The organism is Bradyrhizobium sp. Ghvi, from assembly GCF_900115265.1.
Classification (GTDB): Bacteria; Pseudomonadota; Alphaproteobacteria; order Rhizobiales; family Xanthobacteraceae; genus Bradyrhizobium.
Genome location: NZ_FOVU01000004.1, coordinates 748,303 through 771,472, shown reverse-complemented (window position 1 = coordinate 771,472; position 23,170 = coordinate 748,303). Strand labels below are relative to the sequence as shown.

At 64.5% G+C, this 23,170-nt stretch carries 22 protein-coding genes; 16 read left to right on the top strand and 6 right to left on the bottom strand.

Going from position 1 to position 23,170, the window contains the following annotated elements; genetic code table 11:
* Nucleotides 1–3: 3 nt before the first annotated feature.
* The gene (locus BM374_RS19285) at nt 4–1,191 is read right to left on the bottom strand and encodes a pyridoxal phosphate-dependent aminotransferase (protein ID WP_092294851.1); all 1,188 of its coding nucleotides are present in this window, start codon (nt 1,189–1,191) and stop codon (nt 4–6) included.
* 174 nt (nt 1,192–1,365) lie between these two features.
* Here BM374_RS19285 and BM374_RS19280 point away from each other — a divergent pair, with 174 nt between their 5' ends.
* From BM374_RS19280 to aat, 10 genes are all read left to right on the top strand, one after another.
* Nucleotides 1,366–2,769: a M48 family metalloprotease gene (locus tag BM374_RS19280; RefSeq protein WP_092294849.1), complete on the top strand. Its 1,404-nt coding sequence runs from the start codon at nt 1,366–1,368 to the stop codon at nt 2,767–2,769.
* Nucleotides 2,770–2,858: 89 nt separating this feature from the next.
* Nucleotides 2,859–3,626: a DsbA family protein gene (locus BM374_RS19275; RefSeq protein ID WP_092294847.1), complete on the top strand. Its 768-nt coding sequence runs from the start codon at nt 2,859–2,861 to the stop codon at nt 3,624–3,626.
* A 223-nt stretch (nt 3,627–3,849) separates the two neighbouring features.
* Nucleotides 3,850–4,704: a DUF1236 domain-containing protein gene (locus BM374_RS19270; protein ID WP_092294845.1), complete on the top strand. Its 855-nt coding sequence runs from the start codon at nt 3,850–3,852 to the stop codon at nt 4,702–4,704.
* 224 nt (nt 4,705–4,928) lie between these two features.
* Nucleotides 4,929–5,384: a type II 3-dehydroquinate dehydratase gene (aroQ, locus tag BM374_RS19265; RefSeq protein WP_092294843.1), complete on the top strand. Its 456-nt coding sequence runs from the start codon at nt 4,929–4,931 to the stop codon at nt 5,382–5,384.
* Nucleotides 5,385–5,421: 37 nt separating this feature from the next.
* Entirely contained in the window at nt 5,422–5,913 is a 492-nt protein-coding gene (gene accB, locus BM374_RS19260; protein ID WP_092294841.1) for an acetyl-CoA carboxylase biotin carboxyl carrier protein, read from the top strand.
* 31 nt (nt 5,914–5,944) lie between these two features.
* Complete coding sequence (accC, locus tag BM374_RS19255; RefSeq protein WP_092294839.1) at nt 5,945–7,303, top strand: acetyl-CoA carboxylase biotin carboxylase subunit; 1,359 nt, start codon at nt 5,945–5,947, stop codon at nt 7,301–7,303.
* Nucleotides 7,304–7,408: 105 nt separating this feature from the next.
* Nucleotides 7,409–8,935 (top strand): sensor histidine kinase, encoded by a 1,527-nt coding sequence (locus tag BM374_RS19250; protein ID WP_092294837.1) that lies wholly within the window; start codon nt 7,409–7,411, stop codon nt 8,933–8,935.
* Nucleotides 8,932–9,372, top strand: coding sequence for a response regulator (locus tag BM374_RS19245; RefSeq protein ID WP_092294835.1), 441 nt, complete (start codon nt 8,932–8,934; stop codon nt 9,370–9,372). Before BM374_RS19250 ends, BM374_RS19245 begins: the two co-directional genes overlap by 4 nt.
* Nucleotides 9,369–10,472, top strand: a complete 1,104-nt coding sequence (locus BM374_RS19240; protein ID WP_092294833.1) for a sensor histidine kinase — start codon at nt 9,369–9,371, stop codon at nt 10,470–10,472. The genes BM374_RS19245 and BM374_RS19240 overlap by 4 nt, the downstream gene beginning before the upstream one ends.
* 60 nt (nt 10,473–10,532) lie before the next feature.
* Nucleotides 10,533–11,213 carry a leucyl/phenylalanyl-tRNA--protein transferase gene (gene aat, locus BM374_RS19235; protein WP_092294831.1) on the top strand — a complete coding sequence of 227 codons (681 nt, stop codon included), beginning with the start codon at nt 10,533–10,535 and terminating at the stop codon, nt 11,211–11,213.
* 37 nt (nt 11,214–11,250) lie between these two features.
* Here aat and BM374_RS19230 read toward each other — a convergent pair whose 3' ends face one another.
* On the bottom strand, nt 11,251–12,288 hold the full coding sequence (locus tag BM374_RS19230; RefSeq protein WP_177248399.1) for a DUF2155 domain-containing protein: 1,038 nt from the start codon (nt 12,286–12,288) through the stop codon (nt 11,251–11,253).
* A 201-nt stretch (nt 12,289–12,489) separates the two neighbouring features.
* Here BM374_RS19230 and BM374_RS19225 point away from each other — a divergent pair, with 201 nt between their 5' ends.
* The gene (locus BM374_RS19225) at nt 12,490–13,503 is read left to right on the top strand and encodes a Na+-dependent transporter (RefSeq protein ID WP_092294827.1); all 1,014 of its coding nucleotides are present in this window, start codon (nt 12,490–12,492) and stop codon (nt 13,501–13,503) included.
* A 42-nt stretch (nt 13,504–13,545) separates the two neighbouring features.
* Here BM374_RS19225 and BM374_RS19220 read toward each other — a convergent pair whose 3' ends face one another.
* Nucleotides 13,546–14,448 carry a LysR family transcriptional regulator gene (locus BM374_RS19220; RefSeq protein WP_092294825.1) on the bottom strand — a complete coding sequence of 301 codons (903 nt, stop codon included), beginning with the start codon at nt 14,446–14,448 and terminating at the stop codon, nt 13,546–13,548.
* Between the two features lie 100 nt (nt 14,449–14,548).
* Between BM374_RS19220 and bla the strand changes: the two genes are divergently transcribed.
* Entirely contained in the window at nt 14,549–15,433 is an 885-nt protein-coding gene (bla, locus tag BM374_RS19215; protein WP_092294823.1) for a class A beta-lactamase, read from the top strand.
* Nucleotides 15,434–15,448: 15 nt separating this feature from the next.
* On the opposite strand, the gene BM374_RS19210 is transcribed toward bla, so the two are convergent.
* Nucleotides 15,449–16,387 carry a GlxA family transcriptional regulator gene (locus BM374_RS19210; protein WP_092295064.1) on the bottom strand — a complete coding sequence of 313 codons (939 nt, stop codon included), beginning with the start codon at nt 16,385–16,387 and terminating at the stop codon, nt 15,449–15,451.
* Between the two features lie 91 nt (nt 16,388–16,478).
* On the opposite strand from BM374_RS19210, the gene BM374_RS19205 reads away from it, so the two are divergent.
* Nucleotides 16,479–17,165 (top strand): DJ-1/PfpI family protein, encoded by a 687-nt coding sequence (locus tag BM374_RS19205; protein WP_092294821.1) that lies wholly within the window; start codon nt 16,479–16,481, stop codon nt 17,163–17,165.
* 331 nt (nt 17,166–17,496) lie between these two features.
* On the opposite strand, the gene BM374_RS19200 is transcribed toward BM374_RS19205, so the two are convergent.
* Nucleotides 17,497–17,904 (bottom strand): NADH:ubiquinone oxidoreductase subunit NDUFA12, encoded by a 408-nt coding sequence (locus BM374_RS19200; RefSeq protein ID WP_092229143.1) that lies wholly within the window; start codon nt 17,902–17,904, stop codon nt 17,497–17,499.
* Between the two features lie 212 nt (nt 17,905–18,116).
* On the opposite strand from BM374_RS19200, the gene BM374_RS19195 reads away from it, so the two are divergent.
* The 3 genes from BM374_RS19195 (at nt 18,117) to BM374_RS19185 (ending at nt 21,835) form a co-directional block, all read left to right on the top strand.
* A complete protein-coding gene (locus BM374_RS19195) occupies nt 18,117–18,773 on the top strand; it encodes a BA14K family protein (RefSeq protein WP_092294819.1) in 657 nt (218 codons plus the stop codon).
* A 369-nt stretch (nt 18,774–19,142) separates the two neighbouring features.
* Nucleotides 19,143–19,562 carry a response regulator gene (locus tag BM374_RS19190; RefSeq protein ID WP_092294817.1) on the top strand — a complete coding sequence of 140 codons (420 nt, stop codon included), beginning with the start codon at nt 19,143–19,145 and terminating at the stop codon, nt 19,560–19,562.
* Nucleotides 19,559–21,835, top strand: a complete 2,277-nt coding sequence (locus tag BM374_RS19185; protein WP_092294815.1) for a CHASE3 domain-containing protein — start codon at nt 19,559–19,561, stop codon at nt 21,833–21,835. Before BM374_RS19190 ends, BM374_RS19185 begins: the two co-directional genes overlap by 4 nt.
* Here BM374_RS19185 and BM374_RS19180 read toward each other — a convergent pair.
* Complete coding sequence (locus tag BM374_RS19180) at nt 21,801–22,697, bottom strand: DMT family transporter (RefSeq protein ID WP_092294813.1); 897 nt, start codon at nt 22,695–22,697, stop codon at nt 21,801–21,803. The genes BM374_RS19185 and BM374_RS19180 overlap by 35 nt on opposite strands.
* Nucleotides 22,698–23,170 lie beyond the last annotated feature (473 nt).

The following is a 23,170-nucleotide window of genomic DNA, read 5'->3' as shown; positions in this document are numbered from 1 at the left end:
CGGCTATTTAAGCCAGTGAGCGATCCGGTCAACTGCCTCCCGCATCTCCGCGGCCGATCGCGCATAGGAGAATCGGATGAACGAGCGGCCATGGATCGGGTCGAAATCGACACCCGGCGTTGCCGCAACCTGGGCCTTCTCCAGCATCTGTTTGGCGAAATCGAAACTGTCGGCGGTGAAATCCGAGACATCGGCATAGAGATAAAATGCACCGTCCGCAGGCAGGAACTTGTTGAGGCCTGCCTTCGGCAACCCCTCGATCAGAATGCGCCGGTTCTCCTGATAGCCGTGCTTGATCTCCTCCATCTCGGCCGCACCTTCGAAGGCGGCCTCTGCCGCGATCTGCGACAGCGACGGCACGGAGATGGAGAGGTTCTGTTGCAGCCGTTCGATCGGCCGCACCAGGATCTCAGGCACCACCATCCATCCGACGCGCCAGCCCGTCATGCAAAAATACTTCGAGAAGGAGTTGATCACGAGGGCGTGCTCGGACAGCGCCGCCGCCGTCACAGCCGGAAACGCGTAGTCGAGCCCGTGATAGATCTCGTCGGAGATGAAACGAATGCCCGCATCTTCCGCAGCTGTGATGAGGCCGGCGAGCGCTTCGCGGGACATCATCGTTCCCGTCGGATTGGCCGGGCTGCCGACCAGCACGCCCTTCAGCGGCGCCTTGCGGTGGGCGGCGAGCAGCGCTTCGCCGGTCAGCGCGTGGCGCGTCTCATTGGTGGTCTCGATCAGCACCGGCTCGCAGCCGAGCGCGGTGAGGATGTGACGGTATGGCGGATAGCCCGGCACCGTGACAGCGACGCGATCGCCCGGCTCGAACATCGACAGGAACGCCAGGATGAAACCGCCAGAGGAGCCCGTGGTCACCACGATCCTGTCAGGGCTGACGCTGCAGCCATAGGCATCGCGATAATGCCGCGCGATGCGCTCGCGCAAGGAGGGAATGCCGAGCGCCGAGGTGTAGTCGATCCGGCTCACAGCAAGCGCCGCCTGCGCCGCCGCAATGGCGGTCTTCGGTGCCCCGGTTGCGGGTTGGCCGACCTCCATGTGAATGACATGGCCGCCGGCCGCCTCGATTCGGGCCGCAGCCGCCATCACGTCCATCACCATGAACGGGGGAACATCACTGCGGCGGGAGGGCTCGAGCCACTGCCCAACCCGGTTCCTCAATGTCGCATCGTGCATCGATTTCTGCTATTTCGCTGGCGGACCGGTCCGTACGGTCCGGAAAACAGGGCGCTTGCGCCCCAGACTGGCCGCATTATACGGCTCATAAGGGCATATCGCTTATCCGGTCCGCCGCCAATCGCCAAAACCAATCACAACACTGCTCCAAGCCCGTTTGACCCAGACCGTTCGATGTCGCTCCAGATCGCATTGCGCAAGAAGGCCTCCGCGCTGACCACCCTCGTCACCGCAGCGGCGATGGTGCTGTCACCTTTCTCCACGGCGCGGGCGCAGGAAGGCAAAGGGCCGCCGATCCTGCGCGACACCGAAACCGAGCAGCTCTTGCGCGAATATACGCGCCCGATCTTGCGCGTGGCCGGCCTGGAGAAGCAGAACATCCAGATGGTCATCATCAACGACAGCTCGTTCAACGCGTTCGTCGCCGATGGCCGCCGCATCTTCGTCAATTACGGCGCGATCCTCCAATCGGAGACGCCGAACCAGTTGATCGGTGTGCTCGCGCACGAGACCGGGCATCTGGCCGGTGGCCACCTATCCAAGCTGCGCGAGCAACTCGCTAATGCCCAGACCCAGATGATCATCGCCATGCTGCTTGGCGCAGGCGCGATCGCGGCGGGTGCCAGCCGCGGCTCAGGCAGCGGCAATAACGGGCTGGCCAATGCCGGCGCGGCGGCGATCGCCGGTCCCCAGGAGATGATCCGCCGTTCGCTGCTCTCCTACCAGCGCCAGCAGGAGGAGAACGCCGACCGTGCCGGCGTGAAATTCCTGACCGCGACCCAGCAATCGCCGAAGGGCATGTACGAAACCTTCAAGCGCTTCACCAGCGAAAGCCTGTTCGCGTCGCGCGGCGCCGATCCCTATCTCCAATCGCACCCGATGCCCGCCGAGCGCGTCGCCGCGCTCCAGCAATTCGCCAGCACCAGTCCGTATTGGGACAAGAAGGACGATCCCGCGCTCCAGCTCCGCCACGACATGGTGCGCGCCAAGATCTCCGCCTTCATGGAGCGGCCGGAGACGGTGTATCGCCGTTATCCTCTCACCAACGACAGTCTGCCGGCGCGCTATGCCCGCGCCATCAGCACCTATCTGCACGGCGATTTGCGCAGCGCGCTGACTCAGATCGACGCCCTGATCGCGGTGCAGCCCAACAATCCGTATTTCTACGAGGTTCGCGGCCAGGCTCTGCTCGAGAGCGGCAAGCCGGCCGAGGCGATCGCCCCCTTGCGCAAGGCGGTCGCACTCTCGAACAATGCGGCCCTCATCGAGATGTTACTTGGGCAGGCTCTGGTTGGAACCGATAATAAGGCCTACACGGACGACGCCATCAGGATTCTTCGTGCCGCGGTGGCGCGCGAGCCCGAGGCGCCGATCGGCTACACCCAGCTCGCCATGGCCTATGGCCGGAAGGGAGACTATGCCGAGGCGGATCTCGCCTCCGCCCAGGCCGCGTATCTGCGCGGCGACAACAAGACCGCTCGCGAGCTCGCCACGCGCGCGAAAACCCGATTCGCCGTCGGCACGCCCGGATGGGTCAAGGCCGACGACATCGTGGCGTCGAAACCGCCGCGCAACTAGATCACGACATTCGCCGCTTTGACGTCACGACACCTGCTTAAGTCCGCCGCGACGTTTTTTGAAACTTGCTCTGGATAGAGGATTTGCCAATGCCTTCGCTGCGCCTGTTCGCCCCCGCGCTGTTTGCGCTCGCCATCTTCGGCGCAACGGGACCGGCTTCGGCCGAGAGCTTCTCGGATGCCCAGCGCACCGACATCGAGGCGATCATCAAGAACTACCTCGTCACCCATCCCGAGGTGCTCGAGGAAGCCATGACCGAGCTCAGCAAGCGTCAGGCTGATGCGGAAGCGAAGAAGCACGAAGACAGCGTCGCGCAGAACTCGGATGCGATCTTCAACTCGCCGCGACAGGTCGTGCTCGGCAACAAGGACGGCGACGTTACCTTCGTCGAGTTCTTCGATTACAATTGCGGCTACTGCAAGCGCGCGATGAGCGACATGCTCGACCTCTTGAAGTCCGATCCCAAGCTGAAGGTCGTGCTGAAGGAGTTTCCGGTGCTCAGCCAGGGCTCGGTCGAGGCCGCCCAGGTCGCAGTCGCCGTGCGCATGCAGGATCCCTCCGGCAAGAAATATCTCGACTTCCACCAGAGGCTGCTCGGCGGCCGTGGCGCGGCCGACAAGGCGCGCGCGCTCCAGGCGGCCAAGGAAGCCGGGCTCGACGTCGCCAAGATCGAGAAGGATATCGCGAGCCCCGAGGTCCGCGCCACCATCGAGGAAAACTTCAAGCTCGCCGAAGCGATGGGCATGAACGGCACGCCAAGCTACGTGATCGGCAAGCAAATCGTGGTCGGCGCGGTCGGCCTCGACGGCCTGAAGGAAAAGATCGGCGTTGCGCGCTGCGGCAAAGCGACCTGTTAAGAAGGCGTCCTGCTGATCGCGCGTTTTGCAACTCACGCTCGCAACGAGGCCGGCTGAAAAGCCGGCCTTTTTCGTTGGCCAAAACTGGCGCGAATCCGGCGCGCGCGTTCACCGCGCGTTTAAGAAACAAATGCCGGGGAACAGCAGATGTTCCGGAACAACTCAAATCTCCTTTCGTTGGTGGCGCGGGCAATGACGCAAAGAAACACGTGAGGAGAATACGATGTTGAACCGCTTTATGATCTCGGTTGCCGCACTCGCGCTCGTGGCGGGCACAGGTCTGGCGAACGCGCAAGGCACGATGAAGAACGAGAGCGGCGGCGCCGGCGCGCAGCCGATGCAGCACTCGCAGTCCTCGGGCGGCGCCGCCGAGCGCGGCGGCTCGATGGGCAAGGAATCCACCCATGAGAAGGGCACCGTGGGTCAGGCCGGCGGCTCCAGCACCATGAAGTCCGGAACTTCGGCCGAGGAGAAGTCGGGCGCGATGAAGGACGAGCGTTCCGGCCGCGAGATGAACAAGAACGCGGCCGAGGAGAAGTCCGGCGCCACCAAGGGCCAGCGCACCGATGAACGCGCGCAGGGTCAGCAGGACAAGTCCAAGAGCATGAGCCAGGACACCAGCAAGTCCGGCGCCAAGGACCAGAAGGACATGAAGGCTGAGGGCAGCAAGAGCGGCGCCCCGACCAACAATGCCGAAAACCAGAAGGGCACCGAGACGCGCACCAACCAGAATGCGCAGGGCCAAGCCGGAACCAGCACCAACCAGAGTGCGCAGGGTCAGACCAACACGAACACGACCGTCGGTCAGGCCGGCGCCGGCGCCAAGCTCTCGACTGAGCAACGCACCCAGATCACCTCGGTGATCCGCGAGGAGCACGTGCGTCCGGTGACCAACGTGAACTTCTCGATCTCGGTCGGTACCCGTATTCCGCGCGAGGGCATCGAGCTGCACGCCTTGCCATCCCGGGTCGTGACGATCTATCCGGAATGGCGGACCTACAAGTACGTCCTGGTCAAGGACGAGATCGTGATCATCAATCCGGACACATACGAGATTGTTGCGGTCCTAAACGTCTAAGGCCGACAACGGTCACCTCAGGGGCGGGCAGCGATGCCCGCCCCTTTGCGTTGGGCCGGCAGCCATGATTTGGACTGGTTAACAAGCAATTTCCGTAGCTTCCGCACAGGTTTTTGCACACCGGATGAGGTACCTGAAGCCTTCCCGGAGGCCCTTCAAGGCTTCCCCTCACGCGCTTTGTTACCTATAACTCCGCCACGCCGAAACACCTTTCCGGGACAGGAATGGCCGAACCCGAAACGATCCTCGTTTTAAACGGACCGAACCTCAACATGCTGGGGACGCGCGAGCCCGAGAAGTATGGCCATGCGACGCTGGCTGACGTCGAGGCGCTGTGCCGGGACACGGCGGCGACTTTCGCCCTCAAGGCCGACTGCCGGCAGTCCAACCGTGAAGGTGAGCTGATCGATTTCATCCACGAGGCTCACGCCCGCAAGATGAAGGGCATCATCATCAACGCCGGCAGCTATTCGCACACCTCGATCGCCCTGCACGACGCGCTGCTCGCCGCGCAGATCCCGACGGTCGAAGTGCACGTGACCAACATCCACGCCCGCGAGAGCTTCCGTCATCACTCCTACACCGCGCGCGCGGCGTTCGCCTCGCTCTGCGGTTTCGGCATCGAGGGCTACCGCCTCGCCATCCTGGGCCTTGCCGCCAAGCTCAAGCCCAAAGCCTGACGCTCTCTCTTCACCCAGAACATTCGGATCAAAGAACATGGCGCGCCAGCCAGACGACAAAGCAGCCGCAAAGTTTTCCAGCGACGATTCCGCGCTCGTCCGCGAGCTCGCTCTGCTGCTCGACGAGACCAGCCTCACCGAGATCGAGATCGAGCGTGCCGGCCTACGCCTGCGCGTTGCCCGCAACGTCAGCGTCGCCGCGACCATGCCGATGCCGGTTGCAACCTCAGCTCCCGCGCTCGTTGCAGCGCCCGCCGCAGCAGCCGCCGCGACCACCGCAGACGTCTCCAAGCATCCGGGCGCGGTGACCTCGCCGATGGTCGGCACCGCCTATTGGGCGCCGGAGCCTGGCGCCAAGCCGTTCATCGACGTCGGCGCGAAGGTCTCGGTCGGCCAGACCCTCCTGATCATCGAAGCGATGAAGACCATGAACCAAATCCCCTCGCCGCGCGCAGGAACGGTAACGCAGATCCTGGTCGAAGACGGCCAGCCGGTCGAGTTCGGCGAGCCGCTGGTCATCATTGAATAAGCGAGTGGCGAATTTCGCCCGCTGAGGCAACATGTTCGACAAGATCCTCATAGCCAATCGCGGCGAGATCGCCCTTCGCATCCTGCGCGCCTGCAAGGAGCTCGGCATCGCGACCGTCGCCGTGCACTCCACCGCCGACGCCGACGCCATGCACGTGCGCCTGTCGGACGAGAGCGTCTGCATCGGACCGCCGCCGTCCAAGGACAGCTATCTCAACATTCCGGCGCTGCTCGCGGCCTGCGAGATCACCGGCGCCGATGCCGTGCATCCCGGCTACGGCTTCCTGTCGGAGAACGCACGCTTCGCCGAGATCCTCAGCGAGCACAATCTGCAATTCATCGGCCCCAAGGCCGAGCACATCCGCCTGATGGGCGACAAGATCGAGGCCAAGAAGACCGCCAAGCGGCTCGGCATCCCCGTGGTGCCCGGCTCGGACGGCGCGGTCGGCCCCAATGACGACGCGATGGCGATCGCGAAGAAGATCGGCTTCCCCGTGCTGGTAAAGGCGGCTGCCGGCGGCGGCGGCCGCGGCATGAAAGTCGCCCAAAGCGAGGCGGATCTCCAGCTGGCGCTATCGACGGCGGCCAACGAGGCGAAGTCGGCCTTCGGCGACGCCTCCGTCTATCTGGAAAAATACCTCCAGAAGCCGCGCCATATCGAGATCCAGATCCTCGGCGACGGCCGCGGCGGCGCAATCCATCTCGGCGAGCGCGACTGCTCGCTTCAGCGCCGCCACCAGAAGGTCTGGGAGGAAGGCCCCTCGCCCGTGCTGGCCGCCGCTGCGCGCGCCAAGATCGGCGAGACCTGCGCGAACGCGATGCGCGAGATGAAATATCTCGGCGTCGGCACCATCGAATTCCTCTACGAGGATGGCGAGTTCTATTTCATCGAGATGAACACGCGCATCCAGGTCGAGCATCCCGTCACCGAGAGCATCACCGACATCGACCTCGTGCTGGAGCAGATCCGCATCGCTGCCGGTGGCGAATTGCCGGCGAAGCAGAACGAGGTTCAGATCATCGGGCACGCGATCGAGTGCCGCATCAATGCGGAGAACCCGCAGACCTTCCGTCCCTCGCCCGGCCGCATCCAGCAATATCACCCGCCCGGCGGCCTCGGCGTGCGCATCGATTCGGCGGTCTATCAGGGCTACCAGATCCCACCCTATTACGATTCCCTGGTGGGTAAGCTGATCGTCCACGGCAAGACCCGCGCCGAGTGCTTGATGCGGCTGCGCCGGGCACTGGACGAGATGGTGGTCGAGGGCATCGAGACCACGCTGCCGCTGTTTCGCGATCTGGTGCGCCAGGACGATATCATCGACGGCGATTACCACATCCACTGGCTGGAGCAGTATCTGGCCGGCAAGGCGGAACCGGCCTCGAAATAATCGCCTCGCCAGCGGAACTCCTTGGCCCCAATCGCGTTTTGCACGGTGGGGACAGTTCCAAGGGGGCATTTTGAACTCCACTCAGCCTGACAGCGCGAGCCCGTCGTGACGGCCGAGTTGCAGCCGCGGCGTATATTTTGGCAGATCCTGCTGCTTTCAGCGGGCCTGCTGGTGCTGACGGTGATCAGCGCGGGCTCGGTATACCTTGTCAACAAGGCGCGGGACGACAGTAAATGGGTTGTCCATACAATCGAGACGGAAAACCAGATCAATGCGCTCCTTCTGGAAATCCGACGGGCCGAAAGCAGCGCCCGGGGCTTTCTCCTGACGGGGGGACCGGATTTCCAATCGGATCACGAGAAGGCGGTCGCGGCGATCGTCCCGGCGCTCGACAAGCTTACGCGCCAGATCGGCGACAATCCGGCGCAACGCGAGAACATCGAGAAACTGAGCGCGGCGATCGAGACTCGGCTTGACCAGTTCTCGCGCGAGATGAATTTCATCAAGCAAAACGAACCCGACCAGGCCAAGGCACTCGTCCGCGAGGCCGCCGCCGGTGATACCACGACCACGATCAGCAACCTGGCCAACGCGATGATCCGCGAGGAGGAGCGGCTGTTCCGGATCCGCTCCGAGAACTCCGACCGCAGCCAGACGCTGTCCGCGTCGATGACCGGCATCGGCTCGGGCTTCGTCGTGCTGCTGGCCCTGATCTCGATCTGGCTGGTGCGGCGCTCATCCCTCGCTCGCGACGAGGCTGAAGCTCGCCTGCGCGATACCAACGTCAACTTGGAGGCCGTGGTCGACGAACGTACGGCAGACCTGCGCGAAGCCAACGACGAGATCCAGCGCTTTGCCTATATCGTAAGCCACGATCTGCGCTCGCCGCTCGTCAACATCATGGGCTTCACCAGCGAACTCGAAGAGCTCGGCGGCGACATCTTCCGCCGCATCGGCAGCCTCACCCACGTATCGGCCGACGGGCCCTCCCTGGTGCCCGGCGCCCCCGGCGAGATCGCGCTGGAAGATGCCGACCAGCAATTGTCGGCGGATTTTTCCGAGGCGCTCGGCTTCATCAAGTCTTCGATCGCGAAGATGGACCGCTTGATCTCAGCGATCCTCAACCTCACCCGCGAAGGCCGACGCGAATTTCAGCCGGAGAAGATCAAGACCCGCGCCTTCGTCGAAGCCATCGTGTCGACGGTGGCGCACCAAGCCGTCGAGGCCCAGGCCGAGATCCATGTCGAGGCGCTGCCTGATATCGTCAGCGATCGGCTTGCGCTGGAGCAGATCTTCTCCAATCTGATCGATAACGCGATCAAGTATCTCAAGAGCGGGGTAGCCGGCGAAATCAGAATTCGCGGGCGCACCAAGCTCGGCTACGCTATCTTCGAAATCAGCGATAACGGCCGCGGCATCGATCCGAAGGACCATCAGCGGATTTTCGAGCTGTTCCGCCGTGCGGGAACCCAGGACAAACCTGGCCAGGGCATCGGTCTTGCCCATGTGCGTGCACTCGTGCGCCGCCTTGGCGGCACGATGTCGGTATCGTCGGAACTGAACGCGGGCAGCACCTTCACGATCACGCTGCCCATCACCTGGAATGCCAGCAACCGGAACGCCGACAAATGACCCAACCTGTCAGCATCATCATGATCGAGGACGACGAGGGACACGCGCGGCTGATCGAGCGCAACATCCGCAGGTCCGGCGTCAACAACGAGATCATTTCGTTCGCCAACGGCACCGATGCGATGAAGCACCTGTTCGGCGCCGACGGCAGTGGAATCGCCCAGAAGGGCAACGCGCTCCTGATCCTGCTCGACCTCAACCTGCCCGACATGAGCGGGATCGATATCCTGAAGCAGATCAAGGAGAACAAATACCTGAAGGCCTCGCCGGTGGTGGTGCTGACCACGACCGACGACAGCCAGGAAATCAAGCGTTGCTACGAGCTCGGTTGCAACGTCTACATTACCAAGCCAGTCAACTACGAGAACTTCGCCAACGCCATCCGGCAGCTCGGTCTGTTCTTCTCGGTCATTCAGGTCCCGCCCGCCGCCCCATGACACAGCACACGCCGACATTGCTCTATATCGATGATGACGAGGCGCTGGCGCGTCTGGTCGAGCGCGGCCTGACGCGGCGCGGCTACAAGGTTATTCACGCCGCGAGCGGCGAAGAAGGCCTCGAGCGCATCCGCAATTCCGGCAGCAAGGGCTGCATCGATGTTGTGGCGCTCGATCAGTACATGCCGGGTCTCGACGGGCTCGAGACGCTCGAGCAGATCATGGCGATCCCGGACGCCCCGCCGGTGGTCTTCGTCACGGCCTCGCAGGATTCCACCATCGCCGTCACCGCCCTGAAGGCAGGTGCGGCGGACTACCTGGTCAAGGACGTCAAGGGCGACTTCATCCCGCTACTGCACGTCGCGGCCGAAGGCGCGCTGCGCCAGGCTGAATTGCAGCGGGCGCGCGAGGAAGCCGAGGCCGAGATTCATGCCTCGCGCGACCGCTACGCCGCGCTTGCCGCCGAACGCGAGCTGCTGCTGCGCGAGGTCAATCACCGCGTCGGCAATTCGCTGCAGATCATCGCCTCGCTCCTGCATTTGCAGGCGAGTTCCGCCGCGCAGGACGAGGTCAAGGCCGCACTGACCAACGCGATGGGCCGCGTCGCGGCCGTCGCCCAGGTGCACCGCCGCCTCTACACCTCGCAGGATCTGAAGAGCGTCGTGCTCAACCAATATCTGGACTCGCTGCTCGAGGATCTGCGCCGCTCCGCCGAAGGTAACCGGATGTCGCGCCTGACGGTGAAGGCCGAGCCGATCGAGATCGACCCGGACCGGGCCGTTGCCGTTGGCATCATCGTCAACGAGCTGGTGATGAACGCGGTGAAATACGCCTATCCCGACGGTGCCGGCCCCATTCACGTCGAGCTGATCTCGAAAGGAGACGATCTCCTGCTCTCGATCACCGACGACGGCGTCGGCGACAACGTCAAGGCCGATCCGCGCTCGACAGGCATGGGCCAGCGTATCGTCGCGGCCATGGCTTCCAAGCTCGAAGCCACGGTCGAGCGCGATCCCGAGCATTCCGGAACTCGCATCATCCTGCGGTTCCCCTGCACTCCCGCCGCCCCGGGCAAGACGAACAGCGCGGCGGCAGGTTGATCCCGCATCCGGAATTGCCCCCATCGCACGCGCATTGCGATGCTGCTATGATCGGATGCCATGACTTCGCGCGACTCTGCCTCATCTGAAATCACGCCGGCCGTGCTGCTGCGCGCTTATGCCTGCGGCATCTTTCCGATGGCCGAGAGCGCCGACGACCCGACCCTATTCTGGGTCGAGCCGGAAATGCGCGGCGTGATCCCGCTCGATGGTTTTCGCGTCGCTTCGCGGCTGGCGCGCACTGTGCGCTCGGACGTGTTTCGCGTGACCGTCAACACCGCGTTCAAGGCGACGATCGCCGGCTGTGCGGCGCCGCATCCAGGACGCGAGGACACCTGGATCAACAAGCGCATCCGCGACCTCTATGGCGGCCTCCACGAACTCGGCCATTGCCACAGCGTCGAGGCGTGGCAGGGCGACGACCTCGTCGGCGGCCTCTATGGCGTCAGCCTGGGGCGTGCCTTCTTCGGCGAGAGCATGTTTCACACCGCGCGCGACGCTTCCAAGGTGGCGCTGGTGCATCTGGTCGCGCGGTTGATCCATGGCGGTTTCGAGCTGCTCGACACACAATATGTCACCGAGCATCTGAAGAGCTTTGGTGCGGCCGAGATCTCGCGGCGGCGCTACACCGCGCTGCTCGACAAAGCGCTCGCCGGCGAGCCCGGCGATTTCCTGCGGCTGTCCAATGGAGAAGCGATCCCCGGCGCACGCGCGCTCGAGATCATCGCGTCACGACGATAGCCAGGTTTACCGGCTGCCAAGCCCCGCCGGATTTGGCCTAGCGGCCAAACCCGGGGATACCGAACAGACCTGGCCGCTGCTCCGGCGGCGGAGGTGGTGGCGGGGCCGCCTGCGGCTGCTGCGGCGGTGGCAGAGGCTGCGGCGGACGCTGCTGCACCTGCTTGGGGGCGGCCCTCTTTTGCGCCGGAGGCGGCGGTGGCGGCGCGGGCTTGGTCGCGGGATCCGGAGCTGCCGTCGCAATGGTCTGCTGCGGCTCTTTGCAGTCGGTGAGCCAAATGTCGTAAATCGGGTGCTCGACGCCGTGCAGGCCGGGGCTTGCCGCAAACATCCAGCCGGAGAAGATCCGCTTCACCTCGCCCTGCAGCGTAATCTCGTCGACCTCAACGAAGGCATCGGTGTTGGCGGCTTCCGTCGCGGGCCGCGTGTAGCAGGCATCGGTCTTCACCCGCAGCGCGCCGAACTGCACGGTCTCACCGATATCCTCGTCGAAATTGATGATGCGCCCGGTGATCTTGTCGAGGCCGGAGAAGGTCGCCTTCTTGTTCACGATCTTCTGGGCCGGCGGCTCGGTGACGACCTCGTCACCAGGCTGGAGGCTCGCGGGGGCCTGCGGCACGGCGCCCTGCTGCGGGGCGCCCTTCTGCTGCGGTTGGCGCTGGCCCGGTTGAGCAGGCGCGCCCGGCGGCGCGACCGCGACGGCCGGCGGCTGGTTCTGCGGCGCGATCGTGGTGCCCGGCGGCGGCGCCAGCGGCTGGCTCTCGACCGGCCCAGGCATGACATTCCCTTGACGACCCGGCGGCGGCATCGGACGTGACGGCAGCACGCGGCCCTGCGGCGGCAGCTCGGGCACCTCTTCGTCGTCGTCCGGGGTCGGCTGGGGCATCGGCTGCCCGCCACGGGGAATGGTCCCCGGCGGCCGCAGCGGCGGCGGATCGGAGAAAATCGTCCCGATCTGCGCCTGCGCGGGCGTCGCGACCGTCAGCGCGGTGGCGGCCAGCAGCGCCGCAAGGCCTGTCAGGGTAATGGTTTTGAACATCTCGCGCGGCTTCAACAGCGAATCGGGCTTGTTGGACATTTTACAGGGGATACCGCCGCTCGCAGGACCTCCGGTTAACACGCCGAATACGGCGGGGAAAGGGCGGCATTCCTGCCCTGCCCGGCGCCGGCTGGCCAGACCGGGCCACGGATGGAATAGTCTTGGGGTTCTTCTCCCTCCCAAGGCGTTCCAGGACGCCGGCCGCCCCGCCTAGCGTCGGGCTGACAACGCCCTATCCCAATGCCGCGCGCTCTCCGAACCATCGTCGCCCTTCCTCTCCGCGGCCTGACCTGGCTCGGCGCCCAAGGCACGCGTGCAGTGGCATCCGTGGTTTTCATCGCTGCCGCCGTGCCGCCGCTCGGCGCGCTGTTGCGGCCCTATGTCACCGAGGCGATCCTCGTTCTGCTCTGCATCTCCTTCATGCGGGTGGATCTCGTGGCGCTATACGGTCATCTGCGCCGGCCGGCGCTGGTGGCGACGGCCACGGCCTGGACCACGATCGGCGTGCCAGTCATCGTTGGACTGATCGCGCACGCGACCGGGCTCACCGACCGGGCGCCCGGCCTGATGCTGGCGCTGATGCTCCAGAGCATGGCTTCGCCGATGATGGCCTCGCCCGCGCTCGCGGCCCTGATGGGGCTCGATGCAACGCTGGTGCTGGTCACGCTGGTGACCGCAACCGCGATCGTGCCCTTCACCGCATCGCTGTTCGCGAGCCTTTTTCTCGGCGGCATGCTCAGCATCTCACCGCTCACGCTCGGCCTGAAGCTGCTCGGCATCCTCGCGGCATCGCTGCTGGCCGCGACCTTCATTCGCTGGCTGTTCGGCGCGGATGCGATCCAGCGCCACAAGCAGCCGATCGACGGCTTCAACATCGTCATCCTCTTCGTCTTTGCGTCGGCCATCATGGGCGACGTCGTGAGCGATCTGATGGCGCAGCCGGTCTTCACCATCAGCCTCGCGGCCCTCGCCTTCGCGATCTATTTCACCCTGCTCGCCGTCACCACCCTACTGTTCCGGCGCATCGGTACCGAGCGCGCGCTGGCGCTCGGGCTGATGGTGTCACAGCGCAATCTCGGGCTGATGCTGGCCGCGACATCCGGCGCGCTGCCACCCACGACCTGGCTGTATTTCGCGATGACGCAGTTTCCGATCCACCTGTCGCCCTACATACTGACGCCGATCGCGCGGCGGCTGACGGCGCGGGCCGAAACCTCCGCCAAAACGGCCGAAGGCAGGGCGAGTTCAGGCTAGCCGCGTGGGCCTCGCCAGCCCCGTCCGCGAGGAGGCGAAGGTCTACGCATTGCGCGATCTCTTTTTCTTGCACTCTGCCAGGATCCAGTCGCGAAAGGCCTTCATCGCATGTGAGAACCTTTTCGATTTCAGGGACGTGAGCCAATAGGATCCCAGAAAGACCTGACCATCATAGGGGCAAACCAGCCGCTTGCGCGACAGATCGTCGGAGAACAGGGCGACGGGCAGCAGGGCGACGCCGGCGCCTTGAGCTGCCGCATGCGCCATGGAGACTGAAGAGTCGAAGATCGGGCCCGTCATCCGTGGTTGCCTGCATTTTGCCGCCTCGAACCAGTGCGCCCATTCGCCCGGCCGATACGAGCGCAACAGCACCTCCTTATGGAGATCGGCTGGATGTTTGAGCCGCTTGGCGACATCGGGCGCGCACATCGGTGTGAAATGCGCATCGACCAGACGCTCGGCGTTGGTTCCGTGCCACGCGCCGTCGCCAAATCGAATGGCAAAGTCCAATCCTTCGCCACCAAGATCCACACGGTTGTTGTTCGCGTAAATCCTGACGTCGATATGCGGATGGCTCGAGGTGAAGCTGCCGAGGCGCGGAAGCAGCCAGCCGGATGCGAACGTTCCGACCACGCCGATCGCCAGACTCTCGCGCATGCGGCCGTTCTCGAATCGGTCGAGCACCTGATTGATCTGGCTGAAAGCGCTCGAGATGACGGGCTGCAGCGCCTCGCCTTCTTCGGTGAGTGCAAGCCCGCGGGTCAGTCGCTTGAAAAGCTTGACGCGCAGACTCTCTTCCAGGGTTCGCACCTGCTGGCTCACGGCGGCCTGGGACACCCGAAGCTCGAGACCGGCCTTGGTGAAGCTCAGGTGGCGCGCTGCCGCCTCGAATGAGCGAAGTGCGTTCAGAGGCAGACTGGAAATACTGGCGGAACGGCGGGCCATTTCTGATCCAAGTTTTACTTATGGATGGCCTTACGAAGCATCGTTTGTCAATTGCCGGAGCTCGACGCAAAAACCTTCTCGCAATTCACGGGAGTGCTCCATGCTCACACGACGTCAATTCGGTTCATCTACACTTGCGGTCGCCGGAAGTCTCTTCCTGCCGAATGTTTTGCGTGCTGCCCCAAGCGGAACTGCGCCGCTGATCGATGCCATTAAACAGTTGGAGCTGAAGAGTGGCGGCCGACTCGGGGTCTCCGTACTCGACACGAATACGGGCGTTCCGATCCATCACAGGGGCGACGAACGCTTTCCCATGTGCAGCACGTTCAAGGTGCTGGCTTCGGCGGCAGTCCTCAAAGCCGCGGGCAGCAAGCTGGAAGGCCTTGAACGACGGGTTCGTATCGAACAGGCCGATCTCGTCGAATACTCGCCCGTCACCGGCAAGCATGTCGGCGGCGAAGGAATGTCGCTTCGCGAACTTTGCGAGGCTGCCATTACCATGAGCGACAACACGGCCGGCAACGCGCTTCTCAAAAATATCGGCGATCCGGCCGGCTTGACCAGCTTCGCGCGCAGCCTCGGCGACGACATCACGAGATTGGACCGGATTGAAACCGAGCTGAACGAGGCCACGCCGGGCGATCCGCGCGACACGACGACGCCGAATGCGATGGCCGCAAATTATCGGCGCTTGCTGCTCGGTGACGTCTTGCTCCCGGAAGGTCGCGATCAACTCGGCAAATGGCTCATCGCCAACAAGACCGGAGATACGCGTTTACGCGCCGGCCTGCCGCATGGCTGGCGTGTGGGCGACAAGACCGGCGCGGGTGAACATGGCACCACCAACGACGTCGCCATCGTGTGGCCGCCCGAGCGTTCGCCGCTCATCATCGCGGTCTACCTCACCGGCGCATCGCTCGACCCCAATGGAAGAAATGATGTGATCGCATCGGTCGGTCGCGAGGTCGGCAAGGCTTTCGGCTGACGATTTGTGCTCGCCTTAGCCGGCCCTCGCCGCGCGTCGCAGTGCCTGCGGCGGCTGACCGAAGGCGCGGATGAAGGCGCGCCGCATGCGCTCGGGATCGCGGAAGCCGGTCGCCTCCGCGACGAGCTCGATGGCCTCGCGCGAGGACTGCACGCGCTCGCGGGCAACCTCGATCCGTAAGCGCTCGATCGCCTTTGACGGCGTCGTGCCGGTCTCGGCGGCGAACGCGCGGGCAAAGTGCCGCGCGCTCATGCCGGCGCGATCGGCGAGGTCCTCCACCGTCAGCCGCGCGTCGAGATTCTCGCGCGCCCATGACAGCAGCGCACCGAAGCGGCCGTTCGGCGTCTTCAGCTCCAACAGCGACGAGAACTGCGACTGGCCGCCGCTGCGGCGATGGTAGAGCACGAGCTGGCGCGCGGCGGCCTGCGCGATCTCCTCGCCATGGTCCTCCGTAACCATCGCCAGCGCGAGGTCGATGCCGGCGCTGATGCCCGCCGACGTCCAGACATTGCCGTCGTGGGTGAAGATCTGGTCCGGCTCGAACTTGATCTTCGGATAGCGCGCGACGAAATCGCGCGTCCGGCCCCAATGCGTGGTGGCGCGGCGGCCGTCGAGCAGGCCGGCCTCCGCCAGCACATAGGCGCCGGAGCAGACACTGGCGATCCGTACGCCGCGCCTCGCCAACCGCTGCACGAAAGCGATGGTTGCGGGACAGCGCGACGGCGCCGATACACCCGCGCCGCCCGCCACGATCAGCGTCGTGATCGCATTCGCGGATTTGAAATCGCGCGCCATCATCTCGACGCCGGACGACGAGCGCACGGCGCCTGCGTTCAGCGCCAGCACCCGCAGCGCGAGCGGCTTACCGCTCGCGCGTGCCGCGATCTCGAACACCGAGATCGGACCGGCTGCATCGAGCAGTTGAAAATCCGGGAAGATCAGGACGCCGATCATGCTCATGTCCGAAAGCGAGGGAAATATGCCATTTTGGACAGGAGAGCACCATGCCATCCTGCGCCAGTCAAGCACTTCATGGGAGGCTCTCATGCCGGCATCGCTCCAGATCGGACTTTTGGTGTTTCCGCACGTCACCCAGCTCGATTTCACCGGTCCCTTGCAGGTGTTTTCCTCCGTCCCCGGCGCGAAAGTGCACCTGATCTGGAAGACGCTGGATGCGGTGCCGAGCGATTCCGTGCTGATGCTGACGCCATCAGTGACCTTCGCCGACTGCCCGCAGCTGGATGTGATCTGCATTCCCGGTGGCTTCGGCACCGACGCACTCCTCAACGACGAGGAAACCCTCGATTTCGTGCGCAAGCAGGCTGCGAGCGCCAAATTCGTCACGTCGGTCTGCACGGGATCGCTTGTGCTGGGCGCGGCCGGGCTCTTGAAGGGCTACAATGCCGCCACGCACTGGAGCGCGATGGAGATGCTGCCGCTATTCGGCGCAACGCCGACGAAGACGCGCGTCTGCATCGATCGCAACCGGGTGACCGGCGGCGGCGTCACCGCAGGAATCGATTTCGCCTTGAAGCTGGTGTCTCTGCTGGTCGATCGCACCACCGCAGAGGCCATTCAGCTCCGCCTCGAATACAATCCCGCGCCGCCCTTCAATGCCGGCTCGCCGGAGACTGCGCCGGCCGAGGTGCTCGCACTCATGAAGGAGCGGGTCGCGCCATGGCAGGCGCGGCGCCTCGATGCCGCCAAGCGCGCCGCCGAGCGGTTGGCCTAGAGAGACCCAACAGAAAAAGGCCGCTCGGTTTCCCAAGCGGCCTTTCCTGTCTCACGGCGGCGCACATTCTCATCGGGCGATTTCGGAGCTCCAGACCGGGGGCCTATCTCCCGATCGAGTCCTTCCTCGGCAGCCGCTGCATCTCGGGACAGTTCGCGAACTGTTGCCCGAACCGAACGCGATGGTTTCCCATCTCCATAAGATGGGTTCATTGAGCCGCATCGCTCGGTCAGGCGCAACGCCCGCGCAGCCGGCATCCCCGCTGTTCCCGTTGTCCACAGCGAAGCGATACGGATGCGCGTGCATCCAAACCAGGAATTGAAGAGCGCGATTAACCCGGCGTCCAGGGCTGGTAGTCGCCGGTCGCCTTCGGCCTCCTGCCGCTGGCGAGCGTCGAGCCGGACGGCCGGTAGGCCTTCGCCGTGCCGGTGAGATTGGGCTGGTGCGGCTTCTCCCACTCGCGTGGCTGGTAATTGAGCTCGGTCGGAGGCACGTCGACGACGTGGTGGATCCAGCCGTGCCAGGCCGGCGGAATGCGGCTGGCTTCAGCATAGCCGTTGTAGATCACCCAGCGCCGCTCGAAACCGAGCGTCGGGTCGATCTTGCCGCCGGCAGTGCGGTAGTAGCGGTTGCCCTGCTCGTCCTGGCCAACCAGCTCCCCGAACCTGGAGGTCCAGAGTTGGGTGCCAAAGGTCTGGCCGTTCCACCAGGTGAAGAGTTTCAGGAAGAATTGTTTCATGCGGCAAGGGCCCTGCTTCGTGGGGTCCTGATGCCATCCGGCCGGCCAAATGTCCAGTTCGGCGGGCGCGACCGTACCCTACTCCAAACGCAGCGACGCAAAGCACAGCTCGGCTGCTACAAGGTGGAAATCCGCCCCACCAGCGCAAACCGTCGTGATCCAGGAACTGCAGCCCCTTCAAGGGATTTGCTTCCGGGAAAAGGAGTTTGCACATGAACAGTCTCAGAGTTTTGAGTGCGGCCGCAGCGCTAGCACTTGTCCTTCCGATCGCCACCCCGAGCTTCGCGCAGGTCCATGGCGGGCGTGCCGGCGGCTTTGGCGCCGGGGGTGGCCACTTTAGCGGAGGCGGTGCGCACTTCGGCGGCGGTAGCTTCGGGGGTCCGCGCATCGGTGGTGGCGGCGGCAATTTCACAGCCAACGCGGCCATGCGCCCCAGTGGTGGCCCTGCACCAACATTTAGCGGCACCCGCACGTTTAGCAGCAGCTCGCCCACCGTTAGCCGCAGCTCGCCCACGTTCGGCGCCGGCACCCGCAGCTTCGCGACCGCCTCAACCGGCACCTGGAACGGCGGCAATTGGAACGGCGGCACTTGGAATGGCGGCTGGCACCACCGACATCATGGCGGCTTCTGGCCGGGCTTCGCGGCCGGCGCCGCGATCGGTGGGCTCAGCTCGTACGCTTATTACGGCGGCCCGTATTACGACGATTCCTACTACGACGATGGCTATTATGACGACGGCGCGTCTGTCGCCGTGGTGCCCGACGTCGGCGGCGACTCGTCGGCCTATTGTGCCCAGCGCTATCGGTCCTACGACCCGGCGTCCGGTACCTATCTCGGCTATGATGGCCTCCGCCATCCCTGTCCGTAACGCGGCGTGAAGTCCGTCTTCTCGGGCGGCGCCCAACCAAGGGTGCCGCCTTTCGTTTAGCGGCCTCGGGTTTGCCGCAGGTGCCGGCAATCACGCCCACGTCAACGAGAGACTTGGGTGATCTTCCTCGCCCGGGTCGCGCACGCTTGTAATGGTTTTCCAGGCCGCACGGTTTTGTCTCAACCTGTCATTGAAATCCGAGGAACTTCATCTGTCCGCCGCTCCGTGAATGCAGCTGATGTCCGGAACTCGATAATCGCTATGCATTGCGCCGTGCATATCAATTCCAACCTAATCCAAAATTGACCCTGCACACGATTCGCCTATATCAGCAGATACTGTGGGGACTTCGATTTACTGGGAAATGTCATGCCGCGCATCCTCGTGGTAGACGACGATCCGATGGTCGGCGCGACTATCGAGGTCCTCCTCCAGCGTCAGGGCTTCGACGTCACATTGACCGATGGCGGCGAAGCGGGGCTTGCTGCGCTCGAAGCGCAGACATTTGATGTGATGCTGGTTGATATCTTCATGCCGCATATGCGCGGCTTCGAATCCATCCGCATCTTCCATGAGCGCGCGCCGACAATTCCGCTGATCGCCATGTCGGGCTATGCTTTCGCCTCGTCCGCCTCGCCCTCCCCGGACTTCCTCCGCATGGCGCTCGAGCTCGGTGCGACGCGCTGCCTACGCAAGCCGTTCACGCCGGAGGCGCTGTTGACGACGATCCGGGAATGCCTCGCCGGTTCCGGCGACAGCGCAGAGAAGGACAAGAAAGAAGCCCCTTGATCCCCTCACAGCGCGTCATTCTCGGTGCTGGACTTGCAATCCTCCTGATCATCACCGCTGCTTCGATCGGCCTCGACGTCAAATCGAGGTCGGATACGGTATGGGTCAATCACACGGTCGAGGTGCTGCAGAAGATCTCGAACCTGCGCGTTCTGATGCGCCGGTCCGAAAGCGCGGCACGCGGCTTCGAGCTCTACCGCAGCTCGGCTTTCGCCGCCGAGTTCCAGGCGGCGCGCGGCGAACTCGCGCCCGCGCTGGCCGAGCTCAAACGGGCCGTCCGCGACAATCCCGACCAGGTCGCGCTGCTGGAGGGGACCGAACCGTTGGCGCTGCGACGGCTCGAAATCGCCGCCGAGGCGATGCGTATGCGCGCGGCCAACGACGAGGCCGGCATTGCCGCGCTCAACGGCAAGGCCGAAGGCCGCGGCCTGATGGAGACGGTGATCGGCAACCTCGACCGTCTGAGCGCCGGAGAAGAACGGTTGCTCAGCGCGCGTTCGCAGGATTCGCGCCGTACCGGCATCGTGCTGCTCGGCATCGACGTCGCCGGCGCCCTCGTCATCCTGCTGCTGGTCATCATGGTAATACGCGAGAGCCAGCGTACCACAGTGCAGCTTCAGAGTTCGCTCGAACAAACCCAAGCTGCCAAGACAGCTCTTGAGGCTGCCGTGGCCGAACGCACCGAGCACCTCGTCACCGCCCATGACGAATTGCGCCTGTCGGTCAACGTGCTCCAGAGCACGTTCCGCAGCATGGCGGAGGCAGTGCTGGTGATCGACAAGGAAGGCACCGTGCTGTTGTCCAATCCGGCTGCGGAGCGGATGCTGTTGCACCGCGCCGGCATGAACCTGCGCAATCTGCGCGCGCTGTCCGACGTCTTTCACGGCGACGGCGTCACGCCGCTCAAATCCGACGAGCTGCCGTCCGTGCGCGTGCTGCGCGGCGACGAGTTCGAAGAGCTGGAGATGATCGTCCGCCCGCACGGCGGCAAGAATGTGCGCCATTTGATGGTCAGCGGCAGGCCGATGCGCGACGGGCAAGGCAACATCTCCGGCGCCGTGCTGGTCTATCACGACGCGACCGCCTCACGCGAGACCGAGCGGCAGCTGCAGCAGTCGCAGAAGCTCGATGCTATCGGCAAGCTGACCGGCGGCGTCGCCCATGACTTCAACAACATGCTCACCGTGATCTCGGGCAACACCGAGACGCTGGTGGCGAGCCTGAAGGAGCAGCCCGAGTTGCAGCGTACGGCGCGCCTGATCGACGACGCCGCCGAGCGCTGCGCGGAACTGATTCAGCACCTCCTCGCCTTCGCGCGAAAACAGCCGCTGCAGCCGCACGACGTCGAGATCAACGCCGCCATCGCCGACATCGCAAAGCTCCTGCGCCCAACCCTCGGCGAGCAGATCCAGATCGAGACGGTCCTGGAACAAGGATCGATGACCGCGCATATCGATCCATCGCGCCTCGCCAATGCCGTGCTCAACATGGCGATCAACGCCCGCGATGCGATGCCGAATGGCGGCAAGCTGCTGCTCGAGACCCACCGGGTCGTGCTGGATGAGGCCTACGCACAAGCCAATGTCGACGTGCGGCCCGGCCCTTACGTGATGCTCGCCGTCAGCGATACCGGCACGGGCATGGAGCAGAGCGTCCAAGAGAAGGCGTTCGAGCCGTTCTTCACCACCAAGGAGGTCGGCAAGGGCTCGGGTCTCGGCCTTTCCATGGTCTACGGCTTCGTCAAGCAGTCGGGAGGCCACATCAAGATCTACAGCGAGGAAGGCCACGGCACCACGATCAAGCTCTATCTGCCGCCGGGCGAAGGCACCGGCGTAGCCACGGCCATCGCGGCGCCCCAGGCCGAAGGCGGCGCCGAGACCATCTTCATCGTCGAGGACGATGCACTGGTGCGCAACTTCGTCACCGCGCAGCTCCAGAGTCTCGGCTACAACACGGTCGCCGCCGCCGACAGCAAGGCCGCACTCGAATTGATCGACGCCGGCCAGGCCTTCGACCTGCTCTTCACCGACATCGTCATTCCTGGCGGCATGAGCGGGCGCGAGCTCGCCGACGAAATCGCCAAACGCCGGCCGGGCGTCAAGGTGCTCTACACCTCCGGCTACACCGACAACGCCATCGTCCATCACGGCAAGCTCGACGATGGCGTACTGCTGCTGACCAAGCCCTATCGCAGAAACCAGCTCGCCGAGATGATCAGGAAGGCGCTCGGCGGCGGGACTACCGCGTCGCCAGCACCACCGCCGCGAGCGTGAAGATCAGCGCGGCGATCTGGCCCGGCCCTAGCGGCTCGTGCAGCGCGATCGCGGACGCCACGACGCCGATCACAGGCACCGCCATGGTGCCGATCGCCGCGACCGAGGCCGGCAGGCGGGCGAGCGCGGCGAACCAGCTGACATAGGCGATGCAGAACTGCACCACGGTGGAATAGACCAGCAGCCACCAGCCTGTTGGCGTCACCCTATCCAGATGCGAGGTCTCGATCACGAGGCCGATGATCGAGATCGGCAGGCAGCCGATGCCGATCTGCCAGGCCGCGGCCGTGATCGGCGGCAGATGGATCGGGTACTTCTTGGAGAATACGGTGCCAACGGCAAAGCCGAGCGCGCCGCACAGCGCCATGATGATCCCGGGCGCTTTCTCGGCGCTGGCGGCGATGCCGTTGCCGCCCATGATCGAGGCGAGCCCGGCAAAGGCCATCACCAGACCCAGCGTGCGCAGCACCGTCGGCCGCTCTCCCAGCACCGGCCAGGCGATCAGCGAGGCCCAGACCGGCATGGTGTAGGCGATCAGCGCCGCCTCGCTCGCCGGCAGCCAGAGCAGCGCCAGCCCCATCAGCACCATCCAGCCGGTGACGTTAAGCACGGCTGCGGCGATCAGCCGCGGCCAGATCGCGCCAGCGACCTTCAGGCTGTCGCCGCGCAGCAGCGCCAGCGCGGCCAGCAGCACCGCGCCGAGCACGCCGGTGACGCCGCGCAGGGTCAACGGCGGCAGCTCACCGAGGAGGAATTTCGTGACCGGCCAATTGAAGCCCCAGCCGATCGAGGTGATCGCGAGGAACATCAGGCCGGCCGGGGCGATGCGCGGGCGTTGCACCGGCCTGGTCGAATCAAGCATGTGGGGTATCCGGCAAGTCAGAGGTCAACTTGGCGCGGATTCGCCTGGCGGACCACCACCTCGGCGGGCATGCCTGCCCTCAGCTTCCGTACCATTACGTGAGTCTGGCTGACGCAATCCCATCGCCCAAAAATATACCTGCCCTGTGAACAGCGGGATGAAGGGTTGTGATCATCGCGGAATGCAAATTTTTTCGGTTGGGAATCCCTGAGGACTCACTGATACTTGCCTCCACAACAGGCGTGGGCTTGCCCCCTGTTATCCCCCGCAATCCACCATATTTAGTATTTGATTCAGGAACTCGCACTAGTTCTTGACGGGCGCAGCGGAGAGTCCTAGCTTTCGGTCCGTTCGGCGCGAGTGAGTTTGCGTCCCGCCGGCACTCCCCCAAAGGGTCTCGCAAATCGACACTCCGCCAAGCCAGCAAAGGCCGCGGAATGAGGGCTTGTCTGCCTGATGAGCGGGACTTTTCG